At 61.1% G+C, this 21,617-nt stretch carries 19 protein-coding genes; 11 read left to right on the top strand and 8 right to left on the bottom strand.

Annotated features, from left to right (window positions below):
* Positions 1 to 63: 63 nt before the first annotated feature.
* Both ACYAR8_RS04070 and ACYAR8_RS04065 read left to right on the top strand, forming a co-directional pair.
* Positions 64 to 957 carry a LysR family transcriptional regulator gene (locus ACYAR8_RS04070; protein ID WP_074890920.1) on the top strand — a complete coding sequence of 298 codons (894 nt, stop codon included), beginning with the start codon at positions 64 to 66 and terminating at the stop codon, positions 955 to 957.
* 10 nt (positions 958 to 967) lie between these two features.
* Complete coding sequence (locus ACYAR8_RS04065) at positions 968 to 1,558, top strand: tRNA-uridine aminocarboxypropyltransferase (protein ID WP_463579147.1); 591 nt, start codon at positions 968 to 970, stop codon at positions 1,556 to 1,558.
* A gap of 12 nt (positions 1,559 to 1,570) precedes the next feature.
* Here the strand turns inward: ACYAR8_RS04065 and ACYAR8_RS04060 are convergent, their stop codons facing one another.
* The 3 genes from ACYAR8_RS04060 to ACYAR8_RS04050 all read right to left on the bottom strand — a co-directional run bounded on the left by ACYAR8_RS04060 (position 1,571) and on the right by ACYAR8_RS04050 (position 3,948).
* The gene (locus ACYAR8_RS04060; protein WP_074890917.1) at positions 1,571 to 1,792 is read right to left on the bottom strand and encodes a DUF6316 family protein; all 222 of its coding nucleotides are present in this window, start codon (positions 1,790 to 1,792) and stop codon (positions 1,571 to 1,573) included.
* Between the two features lie 154 nt (positions 1,793 to 1,946).
* Positions 1,947 to 2,561, bottom strand: a complete 615-nt coding sequence (locus ACYAR8_RS04055) for an NAD(P)H-dependent oxidoreductase (protein WP_108120447.1) — start codon at positions 2,559 to 2,561, stop codon at positions 1,947 to 1,949.
* Positions 2,554 to 3,948, bottom strand: a complete 1,395-nt coding sequence (locus ACYAR8_RS04050; RefSeq protein WP_074890914.1) for a class II fumarate hydratase — start codon at positions 3,946 to 3,948, stop codon at positions 2,554 to 2,556. The genes ACYAR8_RS04055 and ACYAR8_RS04050 overlap by 8 nt, the downstream gene beginning before the upstream one ends.
* Positions 3,949 to 4,209: 261 nt before the next feature.
* On the opposite strand from ACYAR8_RS04050, the gene ACYAR8_RS04045 reads away from it, so the two are divergent.
* From ACYAR8_RS04045 to ACYAR8_RS04015, 7 genes are all read left to right on the top strand, one after another.
* Positions 4,210 to 4,746: a DUF2059 domain-containing protein gene (locus tag ACYAR8_RS04045; RefSeq protein WP_065992947.1), complete on the top strand. Its 537-nt coding sequence runs from the start codon at positions 4,210 to 4,212 to the stop codon at positions 4,744 to 4,746.
* A 12-nt stretch (positions 4,747 to 4,758) separates the two neighbouring features.
* Positions 4,759 to 5,055, top strand: coding sequence for a BolA family protein (locus ACYAR8_RS04040; RefSeq protein ID WP_463579146.1), 297 nt, complete (start codon positions 4,759 to 4,761; stop codon positions 5,053 to 5,055).
* Positions 5,056 to 5,330: 275 nt separating this feature from the next.
* On the top strand, positions 5,331 to 6,302 hold the full coding sequence (gene trhO / locus ACYAR8_RS04035) for an oxygen-dependent tRNA uridine(34) hydroxylase TrhO (RefSeq protein WP_463579145.1): 972 nt from the start codon (positions 5,331 to 5,333) through the stop codon (positions 6,300 to 6,302).
* A 3-nt stretch (positions 6,303 to 6,305) separates the two neighbouring features.
* Positions 6,306 to 6,941 (top strand): DsbA family protein, encoded by a 636-nt coding sequence (locus ACYAR8_RS04030; RefSeq protein WP_463579144.1) that lies wholly within the window; start codon positions 6,306 to 6,308, stop codon positions 6,939 to 6,941.
* Complete coding sequence (locus ACYAR8_RS04025; protein ID WP_463579143.1) at positions 6,889 to 8,775, top strand: ABC transporter ATP-binding protein; 1,887 nt, start codon at positions 6,889 to 6,891, stop codon at positions 8,773 to 8,775. Before ACYAR8_RS04030 ends, ACYAR8_RS04025 begins: the two co-directional genes overlap by 53 nt.
* 270 nt (positions 8,776 to 9,045) lie before the next feature.
* Complete coding sequence (locus ACYAR8_RS04020; protein ID WP_463579142.1) at positions 9,046 to 11,511, top strand: EAL domain-containing protein; 2,466 nt, start codon at positions 9,046 to 9,048, stop codon at positions 11,509 to 11,511.
* A gap of 36 nt (positions 11,512 to 11,547) precedes the next feature.
* Positions 11,548 to 12,345 carry an iron-containing redox enzyme family protein gene (locus ACYAR8_RS04015; RefSeq protein WP_108120437.1) on the top strand — a complete coding sequence of 266 codons (798 nt, stop codon included), beginning with the start codon at positions 11,548 to 11,550 and terminating at the stop codon, positions 12,343 to 12,345.
* 4 nt (positions 12,346 to 12,349) lie between these two features.
* Here ACYAR8_RS04015 and ACYAR8_RS04010 read toward each other — a convergent pair whose 3' ends face one another.
* From ACYAR8_RS04010 to ACYAR8_RS03990, 5 genes are all read right to left on the bottom strand, one after another.
* On the bottom strand, positions 12,350 to 13,276 hold the full coding sequence (locus tag ACYAR8_RS04010) for a GGDEF domain-containing protein (protein ID WP_108120435.1): 927 nt from the start codon (positions 13,274 to 13,276) through the stop codon (positions 12,350 to 12,352).
* Positions 13,277 to 13,570: 294 nt separating this feature from the next.
* Positions 13,571 to 14,317 (bottom strand): YciK family oxidoreductase, encoded by a 747-nt coding sequence (locus tag ACYAR8_RS04005; protein WP_074890903.1) that lies wholly within the window; start codon positions 14,315 to 14,317, stop codon positions 13,571 to 13,573.
* A gap of 60 nt (positions 14,318 to 14,377) precedes the next feature.
* Positions 14,378 to 15,049, bottom strand: coding sequence for an N-acetylmuramic acid 6-phosphate phosphatase MupP (gene mupP / locus ACYAR8_RS04000; RefSeq protein ID WP_074890901.1), 672 nt, complete (start codon positions 15,047 to 15,049; stop codon positions 14,378 to 14,380).
* A 3-nt stretch (positions 15,050 to 15,052) separates the two neighbouring features.
* A complete protein-coding gene (gene ubiG / locus ACYAR8_RS03995) occupies positions 15,053 to 15,751 on the bottom strand; it encodes a bifunctional 2-polyprenyl-6-hydroxyphenol methylase/3-demethylubiquinol 3-O-methyltransferase UbiG (RefSeq protein ID WP_074890900.1) in 699 nt (232 codons plus the stop codon).
* 67 nt (positions 15,752 to 15,818) lie between these two features.
* On the bottom strand, positions 15,819 to 17,150 hold the full coding sequence (locus ACYAR8_RS03990) for a TRZ/ATZ family hydrolase (RefSeq protein ID WP_463579141.1): 1,332 nt from the start codon (positions 17,148 to 17,150) through the stop codon (positions 15,819 to 15,821).
* 164 nt (positions 17,151 to 17,314) lie between these two features.
* Between ACYAR8_RS03990 and mtnA the strand changes: the two genes are divergently transcribed.
* Both mtnA and gyrA read left to right on the top strand, forming a co-directional pair.
* Complete coding sequence (gene mtnA / locus ACYAR8_RS03985) at positions 17,315 to 18,391, top strand: S-methyl-5-thioribose-1-phosphate isomerase (protein WP_074890897.1); 1,077 nt, start codon at positions 17,315 to 17,317, stop codon at positions 18,389 to 18,391.
* Between the two features lie 305 nt (positions 18,392 to 18,696).
* On the top strand, positions 18,697 to 21,492 hold the full coding sequence (gene gyrA, locus ACYAR8_RS03980) for a DNA gyrase subunit A (RefSeq protein WP_463579140.1): 2,796 nt from the start codon (positions 18,697 to 18,699) through the stop codon (positions 21,490 to 21,492).
* The last annotated feature ends 125 nt before the right edge of the window (positions 21,493 to 21,617 follow it).

Here is a 21,617-nt window from a genome sequence, read left to right as displayed (position 1 = left end):
ACTTAGTTCAGATATTCCTGAAGTATCGGGTAAGCTGCGCGGAAAACACATCCTGGAAGCCCCATGGCCAGCGCGCTCCCCGACCTCAAATTGCTGCGCATCTTCGCCTGCGTCGTGCGCCATCAGGGCTTTGCCAGCGCTCAACAAGAGCTCAATCTCTCGACGTCGGCGATCAGTACTTACATGAGCCAGCTTGAAGCTGCGTTAGGCATCGTGCTCTGTCATCGCGGGCGCGGCGGGTTCAGCCTGACCAGCAAAGGCGAGCTGTTTCATCAGGAAACCCTGCGCCTGCTCGGCGAACTGGAAGGCTTCGAGCTCTACGCCGCTGCGCTCAAGGGCGAACTGCGCGGCACGCTCAATCTCGGGGTGCTGGACTCGACGGTCAGTGACCGTGCCTTGCCCTTTGCGGAAGTCATAGGCGCCTACAGTGCGGAGCATCCGGCCGTGCATTTGCACCTTGCCGTGATGAGTCCGTACGAACTGCAGTTGGGCGTGCTGGACAACCGCCTGGACCTGGCGATCGGATCGTTCTCCACCCGCATGAACGGCCTGCTCTATCAGCCGCTGTACCGCGAGCAGCACTGGCTGTACTGCAGCAATCGCCACGCGCTGTATACCGAACGGCGCATTCCCGAACCGGTCATCACCCAACAACGCATGGTCGGACGCGGCTATTGGAGCCAGGCCGAACTCGCCCGCCACGGCTTCAAGCACAGCGCCGCGACCGTCGAGAGTATGGAAGCGCAGCTGATTCTGGTGCTGTCCGGCGCCTACATTGGTTACTTGCCTGAGCACTATGCGCAATCGTGGGTGGATTCCGGGCACCTGCGCGTCTTGCTGCCAGCGACCTTCGGCTATCAGGCGCCGTTTTCGATGATTCTGCGTCGCGGGCGCAGCCGTGAGCCGCTGATCCAGACCTTTCGTGATCTGCTGAAAGCGCAGCTCAATCCACTGTAGGAAGCCGACGATGTCCCGTGCCCGCTGTGAACGCTGCCTGCGTCCGACCGATCATTGCCTGTGCGGACTGATTCCCGCGTTGGGCAGCCGGACGCGGGTGTTGATCCTGCAGCATCCCAGCGAAGTCAATCACGCACTCAACACGGCGCGCCTTGCAGCCCTTGGCCTGATGAACGCGGAGTTGCACGTGGGGGAGGTGTTCGAGGATCTGCCGAAGTGGCTGAGTCGGCCCGGTTACCGAGCGTGTTTGCTGTTCCCGGGGGAGGAGGCCGTTGCGCTGACGGCCAGCAGTGGCGAGGATGTGCCGTTGCTGCTCGTCGTGCCCGATGGCACCTGGCGCAAGGCTCGCAAGCTGCTGCACCTGAATCCGTCGCTGGCGGCGCTGCCCAGAGTGGTGCTGACGAGTGCGCCGCCGTCACGCTACCGATTGCGCAAGGCGCCGGGTCCCGATGCGCTGTCCACGCTGGAGGCCATCGTCCATGCGCTGCACACGTTGGAACCGGAGACGTCATTCGAGGGCTTGTTGCGTCCGTTCGATGCGCTGATCGACGGACAGATTGCGGCAATGGGCGAAGAGACGTTTCGCCGCAATCATTCGTAAAGGCGGGTTGAGTCAGCCGTTAAGCGAGGACGGCATGCCTGATTGATAAGGGCTGGCTGACTGCAGGCGGCGGATGTAAGCCTCGGTTTCCCGCGCGGCGTCTTCCTTGCTCATAAAGGGACCTTCCAGGGTATTTTCTCGCGTGCTGAAGAAATACAGGCCATTGACACGGGAAACGCGGTCGCTGCGAAAACGAACGGTGGGGGCTGGATCTTGTTCACGCTTGCTTAACATGGCCTTCTCCGGGCATTGGGTCGGTACGCGAATGATCTAAAGGGGCGACAAGCGTCGCCACAGCGTAAGTCAGAGCATTTGAATAGTAGCGTTCTTAACGGTTCCATCAACTTGCAAGCCCGCGCCGCATTCCTGGCAGTGCGGGCACCGGATTTCAGCGTTTCCCCAGCGCCTCGGCCTGACGAATCCACTGCTGACGCTGCTCTTCGCTAGAAGTGCGCACCGGCGAGAACTCCGTCAGCCGTGTGGTCTTGATCCCGCAGAATTCAAGGATCGTTCTGACCATCTGCCGATGGGCCGGGGCTTTGAAGACCCAGCGGAAGTAGCGCGACGGCGTGTCCATCGTCACCAGCAGTTCGGCTGTCCGGCCCTTCAACAGCTCATTGGAAGGGTGGTGCCTGCCATGGGCCTTGAAGGCAAAACCGGGCATGAACACCCGGTCGAAGAATCCGCCGAGCAGGCTCGGCAAACCGCCCCACCACACGGGGTACACGAACACCAGATGCTGCGCCCAGTGCACCTCGCGCTGAGCTACAAGCAGATCGTGTTCCAGTGTCTGGGCGGACTCATAGCCACCGCGCAGCACCGGGTCAAACTCCATTTCGTCAAGCTTGAGCACCCGCACCACATGACCCTGACTGCGCGCGCCCTGGGCATAGGCCTCGCCCAGCGCGTGGCCAAGGCTGATGCTTTTCGGCGTGCCGATGATCATCAAAATGCGTTTGCCATAGCCTTCCAGTGGCGTGGCGCCGCTGATGGATTCAGCCATTGCTGCCGGCCTCGAGCATTTTTTCCGGGCGCACCCAGGCGTCGAACTCGGCGTCGGTGAGGAAGCCCAGTTGCAGTGCCGCTTCGCGCAGGGTCAGGCCTTCGCTGTAGGCTTTTTTGGCGATCTGCGCTGATTTGTCGTAGCCGATGTGCGGGTTCAGCGCGGTCACCAGCATCAGGCCGCGTTCCAGATGCTCGGCCATCTTGGCGGCATCCGGTTCCATGCCGGCAATGCAGTGCTCGTTGAAGTTGCGGCAGCCATCGCCGAGCAAGCGGATCGATTGCAGCAGGTTGTGGATGATCACTGGCTTGAACACGTTCAACTGCAGGTGGCCCTGACTGGCGGCGAAGGTGATCGTGGTGTCATTGCCCATGACCTGACACGCCAGCATCGACAGCGCCTCGCACTGGGTCGGGTTGACTTTGCCCGGCATGATCGAACTGCCCGGCTCGTTGGCCGGCAGCTTTACTTCAGCCAGGCCCGCACGTGGGCCGGAACCCAGAAGGCGCAGATCATTGGCGATTTTCATCAGGGTCACGGCGAGGGTTTTCAGTGCGCCGGACAGCGCGGTCAGCGGCTCATGGCCGGCCAGCGCGGCAAACTTGTTCGGGGCGGTAACGAAGGGCAGGCCGGACAGCGCGGCCAGTTCGGCGGCGACTGCTTCGGCGAAGCCGTGGGGCGAGTTCAGACCTGTGCCGACGGCGGTGCCGCCCTGGGCCAGTTCGCACACCGCAGGCAATGCGGCGCGGATGCTTTTTTCGGCGTAATCGAGTTGAGCGACGTAGGCCGAGAGTTCTTGGCCGAAGGTGATCGGCGTGGCGTCCATCATGTGCGTGCGGCCGGTTTTCACCAGTTTCATGTGCCGCGAAGATTGCTCGGACAGACCGCTGGACAGTTCCGCGATTGCCGGCAGCAGTTGCTCTTTCACCGCCTGCACAGCCGCGATGTGCATCGCGGTGGGGAAGCAGTCGTTGGAGCTTTGCGAGCGATTGACGTGGTCGTTGGGGTGAACCGGCGACTTGCCGCCGCGAACTCCACCCGCCAGCTCGTTGGCACGGCCGGCGATGACTTCGTTGACGTTCATGTTGCTTTGCGTGCCGCTGCCGGTCTGCCAGACCACCAGGGGAAACTGGTCGTCGAGCTGGCCGTGGAGCACCTCGTCGGCGGACTGCTCGATCAGATTGGCAATGTCGGCGGGCAAGTCGCCGTTGCGGTTGTTGACCCGGGCGGCGGCTTTTTTGATCAATGCCAGCGCGTGCAGCACCGGCAGCGGCATGCGCTCCTGGCCAATGGCGAAATTGATCAGAGAGCGTTGCGTCTGCGCCCCCCAGTAAGCGTCTTCGGGGACTTCGATCGGACCTATGCTGTCGGTTTCGGTACGGCTCACTGGACTCTCTCCTTAAGATCGATTTGCGCAGTTTAGTAACCGGGGGAGCCGGTGGGTTCCCCGTGGCTGCTGTGCGGTCGGAACAGGTGCGGACAGTGTGCGACAAAAGGCCCGGGCCGGTCGCCCTAAACCTGTGTGTGGGGAAGTCCGTCAGGTCCTCGGGACAACCGCTCGTAGGTTCAGGGGTTGAGGGAAATGCGCAAAGCGGGGCAGAATGGCCGGCCTTGGGGTTCTGCCTCGCTTGCTAGATAAGGAAACTCGATGACCCGTCTTCGTGCCATTTGTGCTGCGGTTGCTCTGGTATGTGCCAGCGGCCAGGTTCTTGCCGATACCGCCAGCCATGAAGCCAGTGCTGTAGCGTTCCTCAAACTGGCTCACGCCGATCAACTGGGTGCGCCGGTCTACATGCAAGTCCAGCAGATGTTTGCTCAGCGTTTCGCTGAAACCAAAGCACCTGCGTCCAAGCAAGCCACCCTCGAAACCTATCAGGGCAAGGCCAACGCCGCGCTGGATCAGGTGATCAGCTGGCCAAAACTGCAGCCTGACATGGTCAAGCTGTACACCTCCAACTTCACAGAAAGCGAGCTGAAAGACCTGGTTGCCTTCTACCAGTCTCCACTGGGCCAGAAAGTCCAGGCCAAGATGCCGCAGATCAGCCAGCAGTCCTTCCAGCTGACCCAGAGCAAACTGGAAAGCGCGGTGCCTGTGGTCAACAAGCTGCTTGCCGACATGACCAAGGAACTGACCCCGGCCGGCGCCAAGCCTGCTGCACCGGCTGCTCCTGCCAAGAAGCCATAAGCGAAGCCTGACATGAGCATGCAACAGCGAATCGAATCCGCGTTGACGGTCTTTCAGCCCGAGTACTTTCAGGTGCTCAATGAAAGCCACATGCACAGTCGCGGCACGGACACTCACTACAAGGCGGTGGTGGTCAGTGAGCAGTTCGCTGGCCTCAATGCAGTCAAGCGTCACCAGAAGGTCTACGGCCTGCTCGGTGGCCTGATGGGTGAGTTCCACGCGTTGGCGCTGCACACCTACACCCCGGAGGAATGGGCGAAGCTCGGCTCTGCGCCGTCTTCCCCGACCTGTGCAGGTGGGCACGACTAAAGCGCGACCTTTGTAGGGGCGCGCTTGCCCGCGAATGCGATTTGTCTGGTACATCTCGATGTCTGACACTCCGTGATCGCCGGCAAGCGCGCTCCTACAGGTTGGGTGTCGCTGCTAACTCTTTGATGACCCCGCCTCATTCCCGCTGATCACGACCCTGAGTGCCCGTCGTCGATTCTTGATAGAATCCGCGCCGCGCTGCCCGGTGGGCGCGCGTTCATCAGAATCATTCACCCGGTAGGCCCTTTGCGAGGGTCACCACCTGGAGACGCTACATGACCCAAACCGCCCCCATCGCCGTCGCGGCGCTGTACAAATTCGTCACCCTTTCCGATTACGTCGCCTTGCGCGAGCCCCTGCTGCAGGCGATGGTCGACAACGGCATCAAAGGTACGCTGCTGATCGCCGAAGAGGGCATCAACGGCACGGTCTCCGGCAGCCGCGAGGGCATCGACGGCTTGATGGCCTGGCTGAAGAACGATCCGCGCATGATCGATATCGACCACAAGGAATCGTACTGCGACGAGCAGCCGTTCTATCGCACCAAGGTCAAACTGAAGAAAGAGATCGTGACCCTGGGCGTGCCGGGCGTTGACCCGAACAAGGCCGTTGGCACCTACGTCGATCCCAAGGACTGGAACGCGCTGATTGCCGACCCTGAAGTGCTGCTGATTGACACGCGCAACGACTACGAAGTGTCGATCGGCACCTTCGAAGGCGCGATCGATCCCAAGACCACTTCATTTCGTGAGTTTCCGGACTACATCAAAGCCCATTTCGATCCGGCGAAGCACAAGAAGGTCGCGATGTTCTGCACCGGCGGCATTCGCTGTGAAAAGGCGTCCAGCTACATGCTCGGCGAAGGCTTCGAGGAGGTCTATCACCTCAAGGGCGGCATTCTCAAATACCTGGAAGAAGTCCCTCAGGAAGAAACCCGCTGGCAGGGCGACTGTTTCGTGTTCGACAATCGCGTCACCGTGCGTCACGACCTGACCGAAGGCGACTACGATCAATGTCATGCCTGCCGCACGCCGATCAGCGCAGAGGACCGTGCCAGCGAGCATTATTCGCCAGGCGTCAGTTGCCCGCATTGCTGGGATTCGCTGAGCGAGAAAACCCGCCGCAGCGCCATCGACCGGCAGAAGCAGATCGACTTGGCGAAAGCACGCAATCAGCCGCACCCGATCGGTCGCAATTACCGCGCGCTTGACGGCCAGGCGACTGAAACCCCAAGCAACGAGGCCTGAACCATGTCCACCCGCCTGCTGTACGTGATGGACCCGATGTGTTCCTGGTGCTGGGGATTTTCTCCGGTGGCCGAAGCATTGGTCGAGCAGGCGGCAGCGGCGGGGGTGCCGTTGCATCTGGTGGTGGGCGGATTGCGCACCGGCAGTGGCGCAGCGCTGGAGCCGGCGACCAAACGCTACATTCTCGAACACTGGCAAGCGGTGCACGAGGCCACGGGCCAGGCGTTCCGTTTTGACGGCGCCTTGCCCGACGGTTTTGTCTACGACACCGCGCCCGCCTGCCGGGCCATCGTTGCGGCGCGCAGCCTGGCGCCGGACGTCGCCTGGCGGCTGGTCAAAGAAATCCAGCAGGCCTTTTACCTTCACGGCCGCGACGTCACCCACGGCTCGGTGCTGGCGGAGCTCGCCGAAAAAGCCGGCGTGCCGCGCATCGAGTTCGCCGAAGCCTTCGACAGTGTCGAGCAGCACGCCGCGACCGCGTCGGATTTCTCCTGGGTTCAGGACCTCGGCATTGCCGGGTTTCCGACCCTGCTCGCCGAGAACAACGGCCAACTGGCGTTGCTGACCAACGGCTATCAACCCCTCGATGTCCTCGGGCCGCTGCTCGGTCGCTGGCTGGAGCGCAACGCTAGTGCCTGACGTCCCCGACCTGGAGCATCGCAATCCTGCCGCATCGGCTAATGAACGTCCTGCCGTTGATCGCCTGAACTGGGCGCAGATCCGCCGCCTTGCCCTGCAACACCGAAAATCGCTGTGGGTGGCCAACGGCTTCGCTGTGCTGGCCGTGCTCTGTTCGGTGCCGATTCCTCTATTGCTGCCCCTGCTGGTCGATGAAGTACTGCTGGGCAAAGGCAATTCGGCGCTGATCTTCATGAATCAGTTTTTGCCCGAAAGCCTGCACAAGCCCGTCGGCTATATCGGCCTGATGCTGTTGGCGACACTTTGTCTGCGACTGGGCGCGCTGGTGTTCAACGTCATTCAGGCGCGTTTGTTCGCCGGGCTCGCCAAGGACATCGTCTATCGCATCCGCACGCGGCTGATCGAGCGGCTCAAGCGCATCTCCCTGAGCGAATACGAGAGCCTCGGCACCGGCACGGTCACCGCGCATCTGGTGACGGATCTGGACACCGTTGACAAATTCGTCGGCGAGACGCTGAGCAAGTTTCTCGTGGCGATGCTCACCCTCACGGGGACCGCTGCCATTCTGATGTGGATGCACTGGCAACTGGCGCTGCTGATCCTCCTGTTCAACCCGCTGGTGGTGTTCGCCACGGTCAAGCTCGGCAAGCGTGTCAAACACCTCAAGAAACTGGAAAACGACAGCACCTCTCGCTTCACCCAGGCGCTCACCGAAACCCTCGAATCCATTCAGGAAATCCGTGCCAGCAATCGTCAGGGTTACTTCCTCGGATTGCTCGGCCTGCGCGCCCGGGAAGTGCGCGATTACGCGGTGTCGTCCCAGTGGAAAAGCGATGCGTCGGGCCGAGCCAGCGGCTTGCTCTTCCAGTTCGGTATCGACATCTTCCGCGCTGCCGCCATGCTCACGGTGCTGTTCTCCGACCTGTCCATCGGCCACATGCTCGCGGTATTCAGCTACCTGTGGTTCATGATCGGGCCGGTCGAGCAACTGCTGAATCTGCAGTACGCCTACTATGCAGCCGGCGGCGCACTGACCCGCATCAACGAACTGCTGGCCCGGGCGGACGAGCCTCAGTACCCGGGGCAAACCAATCCATTCGCGGGTCGGCAGACCGTGAGCATCGACGTGCGCGGCTTGAGCTTCGGCTATAGCGACGAATTGGTCCTCGATCAACTGGATCTGTCGATCAATCCAGGGGAAAAAGTCGCGATTGTGGGCGCCAGCGGCGGCGGCAAAAGCACGCTGGTGCAATTGCTGCTTGGCCTGTACACCGCCCAGTCCGGGGTCATTCGTTTCGGTGGGTCAAGCTTGCAGGAGATCGGCCTGGACACCGTTCGCGAGAACGTCGCCGTGGTCTTGCAGCATCCGGCGTTGTTCAACGACACCGTCCGTGCCAACCTGCTGATGGGCCGCGAGCAGGACGACAAGGCCTGCTGGCAGGCGCTGGAAATCGCCCAGATGGATGCCACGATACGTGCGCTTCCGCTGGGGCTGGACAGCGTGGTCGGGCGCTCGGGGGTTCGCCTGTCCGGCGGCCAGCGCCAGCGGCTGGCCATCGCGCGCATGGTCCTGGCCGACCCCAGGGTGGTGATTCTCGATGAGGCCACTTCGGCGCTGGACGCTGCCACCGAGTACAACCTGCACCAGGCACTGAACCGTTTTCTCAGTGGCCGTACCACGCTGATCATTGCCCACCGCCTGTCGGCGGTTAAACAGGCGGACCGTGTATTGGTGTTCGATGGCGGTCGTATCGCCGAGGACGGTGACCATCAGCAACTGATTGCGGACGGCGGGCTGTACGCTAGGCTCTACGGACATCTGCAACAAGTGTGAGACAGCCTGTCATGTTTCGGAGGTCCGCGTCGAAATGGCTTATCGCCACTGAGCCACGTCAATTCTTGGGCTATGCTCTGCAGAGCCAATTGCTGGAAATGTGAGAAGCGTCATATTTACGTCTCTCCACCCAATTGGCTGGTTGCGTCTTGTAAAAGATGTGAGAGATTGTCTGCCGCATCGTGGAAATTAGCGAAGTCTCTCAGGCTCCAGGAAGGTTGCCTGGCGTGGGGGGACTGAGTATCTGGTAGTGCTGATCAAAGGGACACCATGAAGCAAAAGCGGACTCTCGAGAAGCCTCGTCTTCTGGGCATCGTTTGGCCATTTATCGCCGTCGTGCTGTTACAGGCACTTCTTGGTTGCGTCAGCCTGTACATGATGTCGGCGGTGCGCAGCTACATTGGCGGCGAGAGCCTGTGGTCGAAAGGGCAGAAAGATGCCATCTATTACCTGAACCTCTACGCCAACAGCCGCGACGACATCGATTACCTCAGATACCAGAAAGCGATTGCCATTCCCCAGGGCGGGCATGATTTGCGTCTGGCGATGGATCAACCGGTGCCCGACATCGCCCGCGCCACTGCGGGGATTCTGCAAGGTGGCAACCATCCCGACGATGCGCAGAGCATCATCTGGCTCTACCTGAACTTCCAGCACTTCAGCTACCTGGAAAAGGCCATTGACCTGTGGAAGGTCGGTGACAACTACCTGGTGCAGCTCGATCAAGTCGCCCGCCAGATGCACGCAAGGATCCAGGAAGGCGACGTCAGCAACAGCGATGTCATGGGCTGGCGACAGCGCATCAGCGCCATCAACGAAGGCGTCACGCCGGCGGCCATGGCCTTCAGCGACGCGCTGGGGGAGGGCTCGCGGGTGATCTTGCGGATTCTGCTGGTGGTCAACGTTGCCACCGCACTGTTCCTGATCATCCTTGCACTGCTGCGCACCCATAAACTGCTGGAACAGCGCCATGGTTTTGCGATTGCGCTGCAGATGGAAAAAGAGCGCGCTCAGATCACCCTCGAGTCCATCGGTGACGGCGTCATCACCACCGATGTCGACGGCTCCATCGTCTACATGAACCCTGCCGCCGAGCACATGACTCACTGGAAAAACGAGCAGGCAGCCGGTCTGCCGCTGGCCGCGCTGTTCAGTCTGCTCGACGAGAATGACCAGAAAGACACCTCAACCCTGATCGAGCGCATGCTCAGCGGCAATCTGGGCGGGGGCAGTGAATGCTCAAGATTGATTCAGCGCCTGGACGGCAGCACGGTTTCGGTTGCGCTGGTCGGTTCGCCCATCCGTACCGAAGGCGAGGTCAGTGGCGCGGTGCTGGTGCTGCATGACATGACCCAGGAGCGTCAGTACATCGCCAATCTTTCCTGGCAGGCGACCCACGATGCGCTGACCGGCCTGGCCAACCGCCGCGAGTTCGAATACCGCCTGGAGCTGGCCCTCAACGGCCTGGCCGAGCAGCCTGCACGGCACGCGCTGATGTTCCTCGACCTCGATCAATTCAAACTGGTCAACGACACCAGCGGGCATGCCGCAGGGGATGAACTGCTGCGGCACATTTGCACCTTGCTGCAACAGGGCGTGCGTGAAGGCGACACGCTCGCGCGCCTGGGCGGTGACGAGTTCGGCATCCTTCTGGAACATTGCGCGCCTGAGGCGGCCGAGCGGGTCGCCGAAAGCCTGCGCCAAACCGTGGAAAGCCTGCATTTTGTGTGGAAAGGCCGGCCGTTTGTCACCACCGTCAGCATCGGCCTGGTGCACATCGACGACGTCCCGACCACGCTCGAGACTTCGCTGCGCGCCGCCGACATGGCCTGCTACATGGCCAAGGAAAAAGGCCGCAACCGGGTTCAGGTCTATCACGACGACGACTCCGATCTGTCCACCCGCTTTGGTGAAATGGCCTGGATCCAGCGCCTGCACATGGCCCTCGAGGACAATCGCTTCTGCCTGTATTCCCAGGAAATTGCAGCCCTGGGCCGCAATACCGAGCAAAGCCACGGCCATATCGAGATTCTGTTGCGGCTGCGCGACGAGTCCGGGCGCATGATCCTGCCCGACAGTTTCATCCCCGCTGCCGAGCGCTACGGCATGATGACCACTCTGGATCGCTGGGTTGTGCAGCACGTCTTCATGATCATTGCCGACTGTCTGAAGTCCGGACACGGCAAAGGGCCGATGGCGGTGTGTGCGATCAATCTGTCCGGGTCCAGCATCGGCGACGACGCTTTTCTCGAGTATTTGCGACAGCAGTTCCAGATCTACGCAATCCCCCCTGAACTTATCTGTTTTGAAATCACCGAAACCAGTGCGATCGCCAACCTGGGCAGCGCCATTCGGTTCATCAACGAACTTAAAAGTCTGGGATGCCGTTTCTCTCTGGATGACTTCTGTGCAGGCATGTCGTCATTCGCGTACTTGAAGCACTTGCCTGTGGACTTCCTGAAGATTGATGGCAGTTTCGTAAAGGACATGCTCGACGATCCGGTCAACCGGGCGATGGTAGAAGTGATCAACCATATCGGGCACGTAATGGGCAAACAGACGATCGCCGAGTTCGTCGAAAGCCCTCAGATAGAGCAGGCGTTATTGGAAATCGGTGTGGACTACGCTCAGGGGTACGTTATCGAGCGACCGCAATTATTCACCTGCGAATCTCTGCACGCACGGCCCGCGAGGCAGACCCCCCTGTTATTCAGCGCTCCCGGGACTTTTCGCTGAATACACCCTTAAGCCACTCACATAAGGAGCTACACAGTGATCGATATGTTCATTAGAACCGGTCCGCTGATGGATGCCAGCAGTTACCCCGCTTGGGCACAGCAATTGATTGATGATTGCAGTGACGCCAAGGCCAAGGTGGTAGGGCATGAACTTTATCAACGCATGCGTGACGGGCGGCTCAGTTCTAAGACCATGCGCCAGTACTTGATTGGTGGCTGGCCGGTCGTCGAACAGTTCGCGGTCTACATGGCGCACAACCTGACCAAAACCCGATTCGCCCGACACCCGGGTGAAGATATGGCGCGACGATGGTTGATGCGCAACATTCGGGTCGAACTCAACCACGCCGATTACTGGGTCAACTGGAGCGCCGCCCACGGGGTGACCCTGGAAGACCTGCAAGCCCAGCGCGTACCGTCTGAACTTCACGCGTTGAATCACTGGTGCTGGCACAGCTGTTCGTCTGATTCGCTGGTGGTGGCCATCGCGGCGACCAACTACGCCATCGAAGGCGCCACCGGTGAATGGTCGGCCGTTGTCTGCTCCCAGGACACTTACGCGGATATGTTCCCTTCGGAGACACGAAAGCGTGCGATGAAGTGGCTGAAGATGCATGCGCAGTACGACGATTCCCACCCCTGGGAAGCGCTGGAAATCATTTGCACCCTGGCCGGCAACAACCCCAGCGAACAATTGCAGAGCGACCTGCGAATGGCGATCTGCAAGAGTTACGAGTACATGTTCCTGTTCCTTGAGCGGTGCATGACGCTGGAGCGATCGCAGGAAGGTAACGGCCCTGTCCGGGAGCACCGGGTGGCAGAGCGCGCCTGATCGTTCAGCCCGCCATTTCCAGGCGGTTGCGGCCCTTGCGCTTGGCGGCGTAAAGGGCCGTGTCAGCACGGCGCAACATGCTGTCGGACGATTCGCCCGGCAGCAGCGTAGAGCAACCAAGGCTGACCGTCAGGTCCACAGCCCGTCCCTTTACCGGATAAGTGAGTTGCAGCGCGGCGCTGCGCAGGCGTTCGCCCACCAGGGCGGCTGATTCACGGCTGGTGTTAGTCAGCACGATGAGAAACTCCTCACCGCCAAACCTGAACACCTGATCGATGTTGCGCAGGCGATCCTTGACCACGTTGGTCAGGGCCCGCAGCACTTCATCGCCCGTGGCGTGGCCGTGGGTGTCGTTGATGCCTTTGAAGTGGTCGATGTCGAGCATCAGCACCGACAGCGGTTGCTGCTGACGGCGTGCGATCTCGAATTCGCGAACCAGCGACTGTTCCATGGCAATCCGGTTGCCGGCACCGGTCAGCGGGTCACGCAGCGCACTCAGGCTGGCGTGGCGGTACAGCAGGGCATTGCGCAGGGGATACAGCAGGCTCGACAGCGACGACTCGAGTTGCTCCAGCTCATGCTCGGCAAAACGGTGATCGCGCTGGAACGACAGCTCGCCCAACTGCTCGCCTTCATGGGTCATGCTGTAGGTGGCGTTATGTCGGGCCTGTTCGCCCAGTTCCAGGCGCAGATCGGTGGGCAGATGTTTATAGCTGAGGGCATTCAGCGGGATGAGCTGCTGAACACTCTGGAAAAGCATCGACAGGATCTTGTCCGCTTCGAGACTGGTCTGCAGTTGCAGATCGAGCTGACGCCTGAGCTGTTCGTAATCGAGGGCAGGCCGGGCGAGGCTGTGCTGCGGCGCGAAACCATGGCGTTGCAACCGGACGCTGTCGAAATCAATGGCATTGGTGGTGGTTGGAAAACTCATGGTTCCGCTCCTTCGCCTCTACGGGCTTGAAATGGAGAGAGCGAAACTCGTGCCAAGTCGACTGCCTGCGGTAAACGTATTGTCAATCAATAAGTTGCGGCGGATGGTGACAGGTTCGATACCTTTTCGCGCCTTGGATTTGACTAACGTATCGGATCCAACAGCATCGCGATACAGAGCATGACGGAAAACTGCCGAGTGGAGGGTGCCCGGAGCGGTCAGATATTCATTTGAGGGAACGCACTGTTCAGTGCGCTCGCCTTTTATGAGCCAACGCTGAAGGATCTGCAGGGTTCAGCGGGTCTGGGCATCCAGTGCCTGTCCGTTGATGCCTTTGCTGTCCGGGCCCATCAGGTACAGGTACACCGGCATGATCTCTTCCGGCGTCGGGTTGTTGGTCGGATCCTCCGCCGGGTACGCCTGGGCGCGCATGTCGGTGCGGGTTGCGCCCGGATTGATACTGTTGGCGCGCAGCGACCCAAGTCCGTCGATTTCATCGGCCAGCGTCTGCATTAGCCCTTCGGTGGCGAACTTGGACACGCCATAGGCGCCCCAGTACGCGCGGCCTTTGCGCCCGACGCTGCTGGAAGTGAAGGCAATGGATGCGTCACCCGACAGCTTGAGCAGCGGCAGCAACGCGGTGGTCAGCATAAAAGTGGCGTTGACGTTGACGTGCATCACCTGCATGAACTGCTCACCGGTGAGCTGTTCGACCGGTGTGCGCGGGCCAATGATGGAGGCGTTGTGCAATACGCCGTCAAGGCGGCCGAACTCGGCTTCGATCATCGCGGCGAGCTCGTCGTACTGACGGGGCAGGGCGGTCTCTAGATCGAACGGGATGACCACGGGCTGCGGATGCCCGGCGGCTTCGATTTCGTCATACAACGCGCTCAGGTTCGCTTCGGTCCGGCCCAGCAGCAAGACGGTCGCGCCATGGGCAGCGTAGGTTCTCGCGGCAGCGGCGCCAATCCCACGGCCGGCGCCGGTAACCAGAATGACCCGGTCCTTGAGCAGATCGGGGCGGGCGGAGTAATTGAACATGGCGGCTCCTTTCTAATGTCTAAATAGGCGCAGTGAAGGATTTGGTTGCGGACTGTCGCCTCAGCAACTGCACAACGCATCATCCAAGACCCGGCGCAGCTCCAGCGGGTGATTCACCACCACGTCCGCGCCCCAGTGATCGGGATTGTCCTGAGGATGGATGTAGCCGTAGCGCACGGCAGCGGTTTTGGTGCCGGCGTCGCGACCGGATTCGATGTCACGCAGGTCATCGCCCACGAACAACACACTGGCGGGGTCCAGATCGAGCATCTTGCAGGCCAGCAAAAGTGGCTCTGGATCGGGTTTGCTCTTGGTCACGTGGTCCGGGCAGATCAGCACCGCGGAACGCTCCGATAAACCCAGTTGCTCCATGATCGGCCGAGCGAAGCGCACCGGTTTGTTGGTCACCACGCCCCATATCAGGTTGGCTTTTTCGATATCGGCCAGCAACTCGGCCATGCCATCGAACAGCGTGCTGTGCACCGCGCAATCGGTCTGATAGCGCTCCAGAAATTCCAGGCGCAGTGCCTCGAACTCAGGCGCTTCGGGGGACATCGCGAACGCCGCCGAGACCATGGCCCTGGCACCGCCGGAGATCTGGTCGCGAACCAGTTTGTCGTCCACCCGGGGCAGGCCGCGTTCGGCCAACATTGCCTGGCAGATCGCGATGAAGTCCGGCGCGGTGTCGAGCAGCGTGCCGTCCATGTCGAAGAGAACTGCCCTCAAGCGCATGGCTCAGACCCCTCGCAGTGTCTGGATCATGTAATTGACGTCGACGTCGGACGCCAGCTTGTAGTGCTTGGTCAGCGGGTTGTAGGTCAGGCCGGTGATGTCCTTGACCTGCAGCCCGGCATCACGGCTCCACGCGCCCAGCTCGGAAGGGCGGATGAATTTCTTGAAGTCATGGGTGCCGCGGGGCAGCAGGTTCATGATGTATTCGGCGCCGATGATGGCGAACAGGTACGCCTTGGGATTCCGGTTGATGGTGGAGAAAAACACCTGACCGCCCGGCTTGACCATCTGGTAGCAGGCACGGATCACCGACGACGGGTCCGGGACGTGCTCCAGCATTTCCAGGCAGGTCACCACATCGAACTGCTCGGGCATTTCTTCGGCCAGGGCTTCGGCGGTGATCTGCCGGTATTCCACGCTCACGCCGGATTCCAACTGATGCAGTCGTGCCACGGCCAGCGGCGCTTCGCCCATGTCGATGCCGGTCACGGTAGCGCCGCGCAAGGCCATGGCCTCGCTCAGAATGCCGCCGCCGCAGCCGACGTCGAGTACCTTCTTGCCAGCCAGATTCACGCGTTCGTCAATCCAGTTCACCCGCAGCGGATTGATCTCGTGAAGCGGCTTGAACTCGCTGTTGCGGTCCCACCAGCGATGGGCGAGGGCCTCGAATTTGGCGATTTCGGCGTGGTCGACGTTGCTCATGTGTGATCCTCTAAAACTTGAATTCGGTGTCCGGCCACGGTATCTGACCGTGGCGGCGCTCAATGGGTCAGGCTTTATCTGCCGCGATGCGGTTGCCCCAGGCTTTGGCGGTTCGGGTCAGCGCTTCTTCGTCCATGCGGGTCAGGCGTTTGTCCTGCAGCAACTGCTTGCCGGCGACCCAGACGTGAGTCACGCAATCGCGACCCGTGGCATAAATAAGTTGTGACACCGGGTCGTAGACGGGCTGTTGCGCGAGCCCCGAGAGGTCGAACGCGACCATGTCGGCGGCCTTGCCGATCTGCAGCGAGCCGGTGTGATCGTCGATGCCCAGGGCGCGGGCGCCGTTAAGTGTGGCCATGCGCAGTGCACGGTGGGCGTCCAGCGCGGTGGCCGAGCCGGCAACGGCTTTCGCCAGCAGTGCAGCGGTGCGGGTTTCGCCGAGCAGGTCCAGGTCGTTGTTGCTGGCCGCGCCATCCGTGCCGATGGCGACGTTGACCCCGGCCTGCCAGAGGCGCTCGACCGGGCAGAAGCCGCTGGCCAGTTTCAGATTCGATTCGGGGCAGTGAATGACGCTGGAGTTGCTTTCGACCAGCATCGCGAGGTCGTCATCGCTGATCTGGGTCATGTGCACCGCCTGGAAACGCGGGCCCAGCAGGCCCAGGCGATGGAGTCGCGCAAGCGGACGTTCCTGACGTTGCTGAACGGCTTCGTGCACTTCAAAGGCGGTTTCGTGAACGTGCATCTGGATCATTGCGTCCAGCTCATCGGCGATGACCCGGATCTTCTCCAGGTTCTCGTCGCTGACGGTATAAGGCGCGTGGGGCCCCATGGCGATCTTGATGCGGTCATGGTGGGCAAGATCGTTGAACAGCTCGATGCCGATGTGCAGGGATTCGTCGCTGTTGCGCGCACCGGGTATCGGGAAGTCCAGCACCGGCACGGTGATCTGTGCGCGAATGCCACTGTTGTGCACCCGCTCGCAGGCGACCTTGGGAAAGAAATACATGTCGGAGAAGCAGGTGATCCCGCCCTTCAACTGTTCGGAGATAGCCAGATCGGTGCCGTCGCGGACGAAATCCTCATCGACCCATTTCGCCTCGGCCGGCCAGATATGATCCTGCAGCCAGGTCATCAGCGGCAGATCGTCCGCCAGCCCGCGGAACAGCGTCATCGCCGCATGGCCATGGGCGTTGATCAGCCCGGGGCTGAGCAGCATGCCCGGCAACTCGCGCACTTCGATGGCTGGCTGGCGCAGGGCCTCGGCGCGCGGGCCGATGTAAACGATCAGGCCATCGCGAATGCCGATCCCGTGCTGTTGCAACACAACGCCGGCAGGTTCGACCGGTACCAGCCAGTCCGGCAGCAACAACAGGTCGAGCGGGGCAGCGGAATGGGGCATGGGGCGGGCATCCAATGGCTTATTACAGGGACGGCGAAGTATACCCGAGCGTCTTCGCAGGCGGCTCGCTATAATCGGCGGCTTTTTAAGGTGCTGGCGATTTGCTTCTTTGCACCGTCGCTGTGGCGGCAGGCTTTTCAAAAATTCATCAAGTGGGGTGTGCAATGCGCGATCGATTACTGGCTGCTGAGAAGGTAAAGGCCATCGATTGGCGGGACGGCACGTTGTATCTGCTGGATCAGCGGGTCTTGCCCTTCGAAGAAACCTGGCATCCCTACACCAGCGCTGAAGGCGTGGCCGAAGCCATTCGCACGATGGTGGTACGCGGCGCGCCGGCCATTGGCATCAGTGCGGCTTACGGCATCGTCCTGGCGGTCATTGATCGTCTGGCCGAAGGCGGCGACTGGCAAATGGCGCTGGAAGAAGACTTCGACCTGCTGGCCAATTCCCGGCCCACAGCGGTCAATTTGTTCTGGGCGCTGAACCGCATGCGCGAGCGTCTGTATCGCCTCAAGGATCACGAAGATCCGCTGACGGTCATGGAAGCCGAAGCCGTGGCCATTCACCTGAGCGACCGCGAAGCCAACCTGACCATGGCGCAACTGGGTGCCGAGCTGATCCGCAAGCACCAGGGCAATCTGCAGACCGTGCTGACCCACTGCAACACCGGTGCACTGGCTACCGGCGGGTTTGGTACCGCCCTCGGCGTCATCCGCGCGGCTCACCTGGAAGGGATGATCGAGCGCGTCTACGCCGACGAAACCCGTCCCTGGCTGCAGGGTTCGCGCCTGACGGCATGGGAACTGGTTAACGAAGGGATTCCGGTTACCCTCAACGCCGACTCCGCGGCCGCGCACCTGATGAAAACCAAAGGCATCACCTGGGTCATCGTCGGCGCCGACCGCATCACCGCCAACGGTGACGTCGCCAACAAGATCGGTACTTACCAGCTGGCGGTGGCGGCGATGCACCACGGCGTGCGCTTCATGGTGGTGGCGCCGAGCTCGACCATCGACATGAATCTCGCCAGTGGCGACGACATTCCCATTGAAGAGCGCGACGGCCGTGAACTGCTGGAAGTCGGCGGCAAGCGCGTGGGTGCCGAGGTCGACGCCTTCAACCCGGTGTTCGACGTGACGCCTGCCGATCTGATCGACGCCATCGTCACCGAGAAGGGCATCGTCGAGCGACCCGATACGGCGAAAATGGCCCTGCTGATGTGCCGTAAACGCCTGCATTGATCACCCCGCAGCCGATAATGCCATTCGTCGTCAAACGCGCTATCGGGCTCTGTGAGCGCTTCTCAGACGTCTGCTGGCGAAACGGCGTGTTCGCGGCACCTGCAAACACTTCGTGCCTGACGGCGATTGTGGTACCATCCGGCGGTTTCCAAAGGGGCGCATGGCGACCCTTATGACTGCGCATATTCATGGCATAACTCGCTGATTTGTCGTAAGTCGTTGCCTGACAATCGTCGGCAGCGGCAAGCCTTGTTCATCCCGGATGGCTGAGCGAGGTTTCACCAGAAAAAGGAATCAGGCTTCTCATGGGCGAACTGGCCAAAGAAATCCTCCCGGTCAATATCGAAGACGAGCTGAAGCAGTCCTACCTCGACTACGCGATGAGCGTCATCGTCGGACGAGCTCTGCCCGATGCGCGCGACGGCTTGAAGCCCGTGCACCGGCGGGTATTGTTCGCGATGAGCGAACTGGGTAACGACTGGAACAAGCCATACAAGAAATCCGCCCGTGTGGTCGGTGACGTTATCGGTAAGTACCACCCGCATGGCGACACCGCGGTCTACGACACCATTGTTCGTATGGCCCAACCCTTTTCCCTGCGCTACCTGCTGGTAGACGGCCAGGGCAACTTCGGTTCGGTGGACGGCGACAACGCGGCCGCCATGCGATACACCGAAGTGCGCATGACCAAGCTGGCCCACGAGCTGCTGGCCGACCTGCACAAGGAAACCGTGGACTGGGTGCCGAACTACGACGGTACCGAACAGATCCCTGCGGTCATGCCGACCCGTATTCCCAACCTGCTGGTCAACGGCTCGAGCGGCATCGCCGTGGGCATGGCAACCAACATTCCGCCGCACAACCTCGGTGAAGTCATCGACGGCTGTCTGGCGCTCATCGACAACGGCGACCTCACCGTCGACGAGTTGATGCAGTACATCCCCGGCCCAGACTTTCCGACTGCCGCGATCATCAATGGTCGTGCCGGCATCGTCGAAGCCTACAAGACCGGACGTGGCCGCATCTATATGCGCGCCCGCTCCATGGTCGAAGACATCGACAAAGTCGGTGGTCGCCAGCAGATCGTCATCACCGAACTGCCGTACCAGCTGAACAAGGCGCGTCTGATCGAGAAGATCGCCGAGCTGGTCAAAGAGAAGAAGCTTGAAGGCATCACTGAACTGCGCGACGAGTCCGACAAGGACGGCATGCGCGTGGTCATCGAGCTGCGTCGCGGCGAAGTGCCCGAGGTCATCCTCAACAATCTCTACGCCCAGACCCAGTTGCAAAGCGTCTTCGGCATCAACATCGTTGCGCTGATCGACGGCCGCCCACGCATCCTGAACCTCAAGGACCTGCTGGAAGCCTTCATTCGTCACCGTCGCGAAGTCGTTACCCGTCGCACCGTGTTCGAACTGCGCAAGGCCCGCGAGCGTGGTCACATCCTCGAAGGTCAGGCCGTTGCCCTGTCGAACATCGATCCGGTCATCGCTCTCATCAAAGCCTCGCCGACCCCGGCTGAAGCCAAAGAAGGCCTGATCAGTACGCCGTGGGAATCCAGCGCCGTGGTCGAGATGGTCGAGCGCGCAGGCGCCGAATCGTCCCGCCCGGAAAACCTCGATCCTCAGTACGGCATGCGTGACGGCAAGTATTTCCTGTCGCCGGAACAGGCTCAGGCGATCCTTGAACTGCGTCTGCACCGCCTGACCGGTCTGGAACACGAGAAGCTGCTGACCGAGTACCAGGAAATCCTGACTCAGATCGGCGAGCTGCTGCGCATCCTCAACAGCGCCACGCGCCTGATGGAAGTCATCCGCGAAGAACTCGAGCTGATCCGCGCCGAGTACGGCGATGTGCGTCGCACCGAGATCCTCGATGCGCGCCTGGATTTGACCCTTGGCGACATGATCCCGGAAGAAGAGCGCGTCGTGACCATCTCCCACGGTGGCTACGCCAAGACTCAACCGCTGGCCGTTTATCAGGCCCAGCGTCGCGGCGGCAAAGGCAAATCGGCCACCGGCGTTAAGGATGAGGACTACATCGCTCACCTGCTGGTCGCCAACAGCCACACCACGCTGCTGATGTTCTCCAGCAAAGGCAAGGTGTACTGGCTCAAGACCTACGAGATCCCGGAAGCGTCCCGCGCTGCCCGTGGCCGTCCACTGGTCAACCTGTTGCCGCTGAGCGAAGGTGAGTACATCACGACCATGCTGCCGGTCGATCTCGAAGCCATGCGCAAGCGTGCCGACGAAGAAGAAGCCGAAGGCGTGGACGCCGAGGCCGAAGACCTCGAAAACAGCAACGAGACCGAAGAACAGCGCAAGGCGCGCATCAAGGCCGCCGACAAGAAGAAGGCGCCGTTCATCTTCATGTCGACCGCCAACGGTACCGTCAAGAAGACCCCGCTGGTGGCGTTCAGTCGTCAACGCAGCGTCGGCCTGATTGCGCTGGAGCTGGACGAAGGCGACATCCTGATTTCGGCGGCTGTCACCGATGGCGAGCAGGAAATCATGCTGTTCTCCGACGGCGGCAAGGTCACCCGCTTCAAGGAATCCGATGTGCGCGCCATGGGCCGTACGGCTCGCGGTGTGCGCGGCATGCGTCTACCGGAAGGTCAGAAGCTGATTTCCATGTTGATCCCGGAGCAGGGCAGCCAGATCCTCACCGCTTCGGAGCGTGGCTACGGCAAGCGTACCGCGATCACCGAATTCCCTGAGTACAAGCGTGGCGGTCAGGGCGTTATCGCCATGGTCAGCAACGAGCGCAACGGCCGCCTGGTCGGCGCGGTTCAGGTGCAGGAAGGCGAGGAAATCATGCTGATTTCCGACCAGGGCACGCTGGTGCGTACCCGTGTTGGCGAAGTCTCGAGTCTGGGCCGTAACACCCAGGGCGTGACCCTGATCAAGCTGGCCAAGGACGAGAAGCTGGTCGGTCTGGAGCGTGTTCAGGAGCCATCGGAAGTCGAGGGCGAAGAGCTGGAAGGCGAAGCGTTCGAGGGAGAAGAGGTTGATGGTGACGTGACTGGCGCCGTCGACACCGACGAGTCCGCTGACGATGTGCAAGCGGATCCCGCGGCTGACGAAGAAGAGCCTCAGGAGTAACGCTGGAAAGGGGGCTGGTGATCCGGCCCCTTTCCTGGAATGACGAGACAGATGTTGTCAGGCAGCGCGCTTTCGCGACCGTCGCAAGCTCCGATTGCTCCTACAGTCGATCTCGGTGACCGAGT

Source organism: Pseudomonas sp. HP_01, from assembly GCF_055284355.1.
This window is presented reverse-complemented; position numbering and strand designations above follow the sequence as displayed.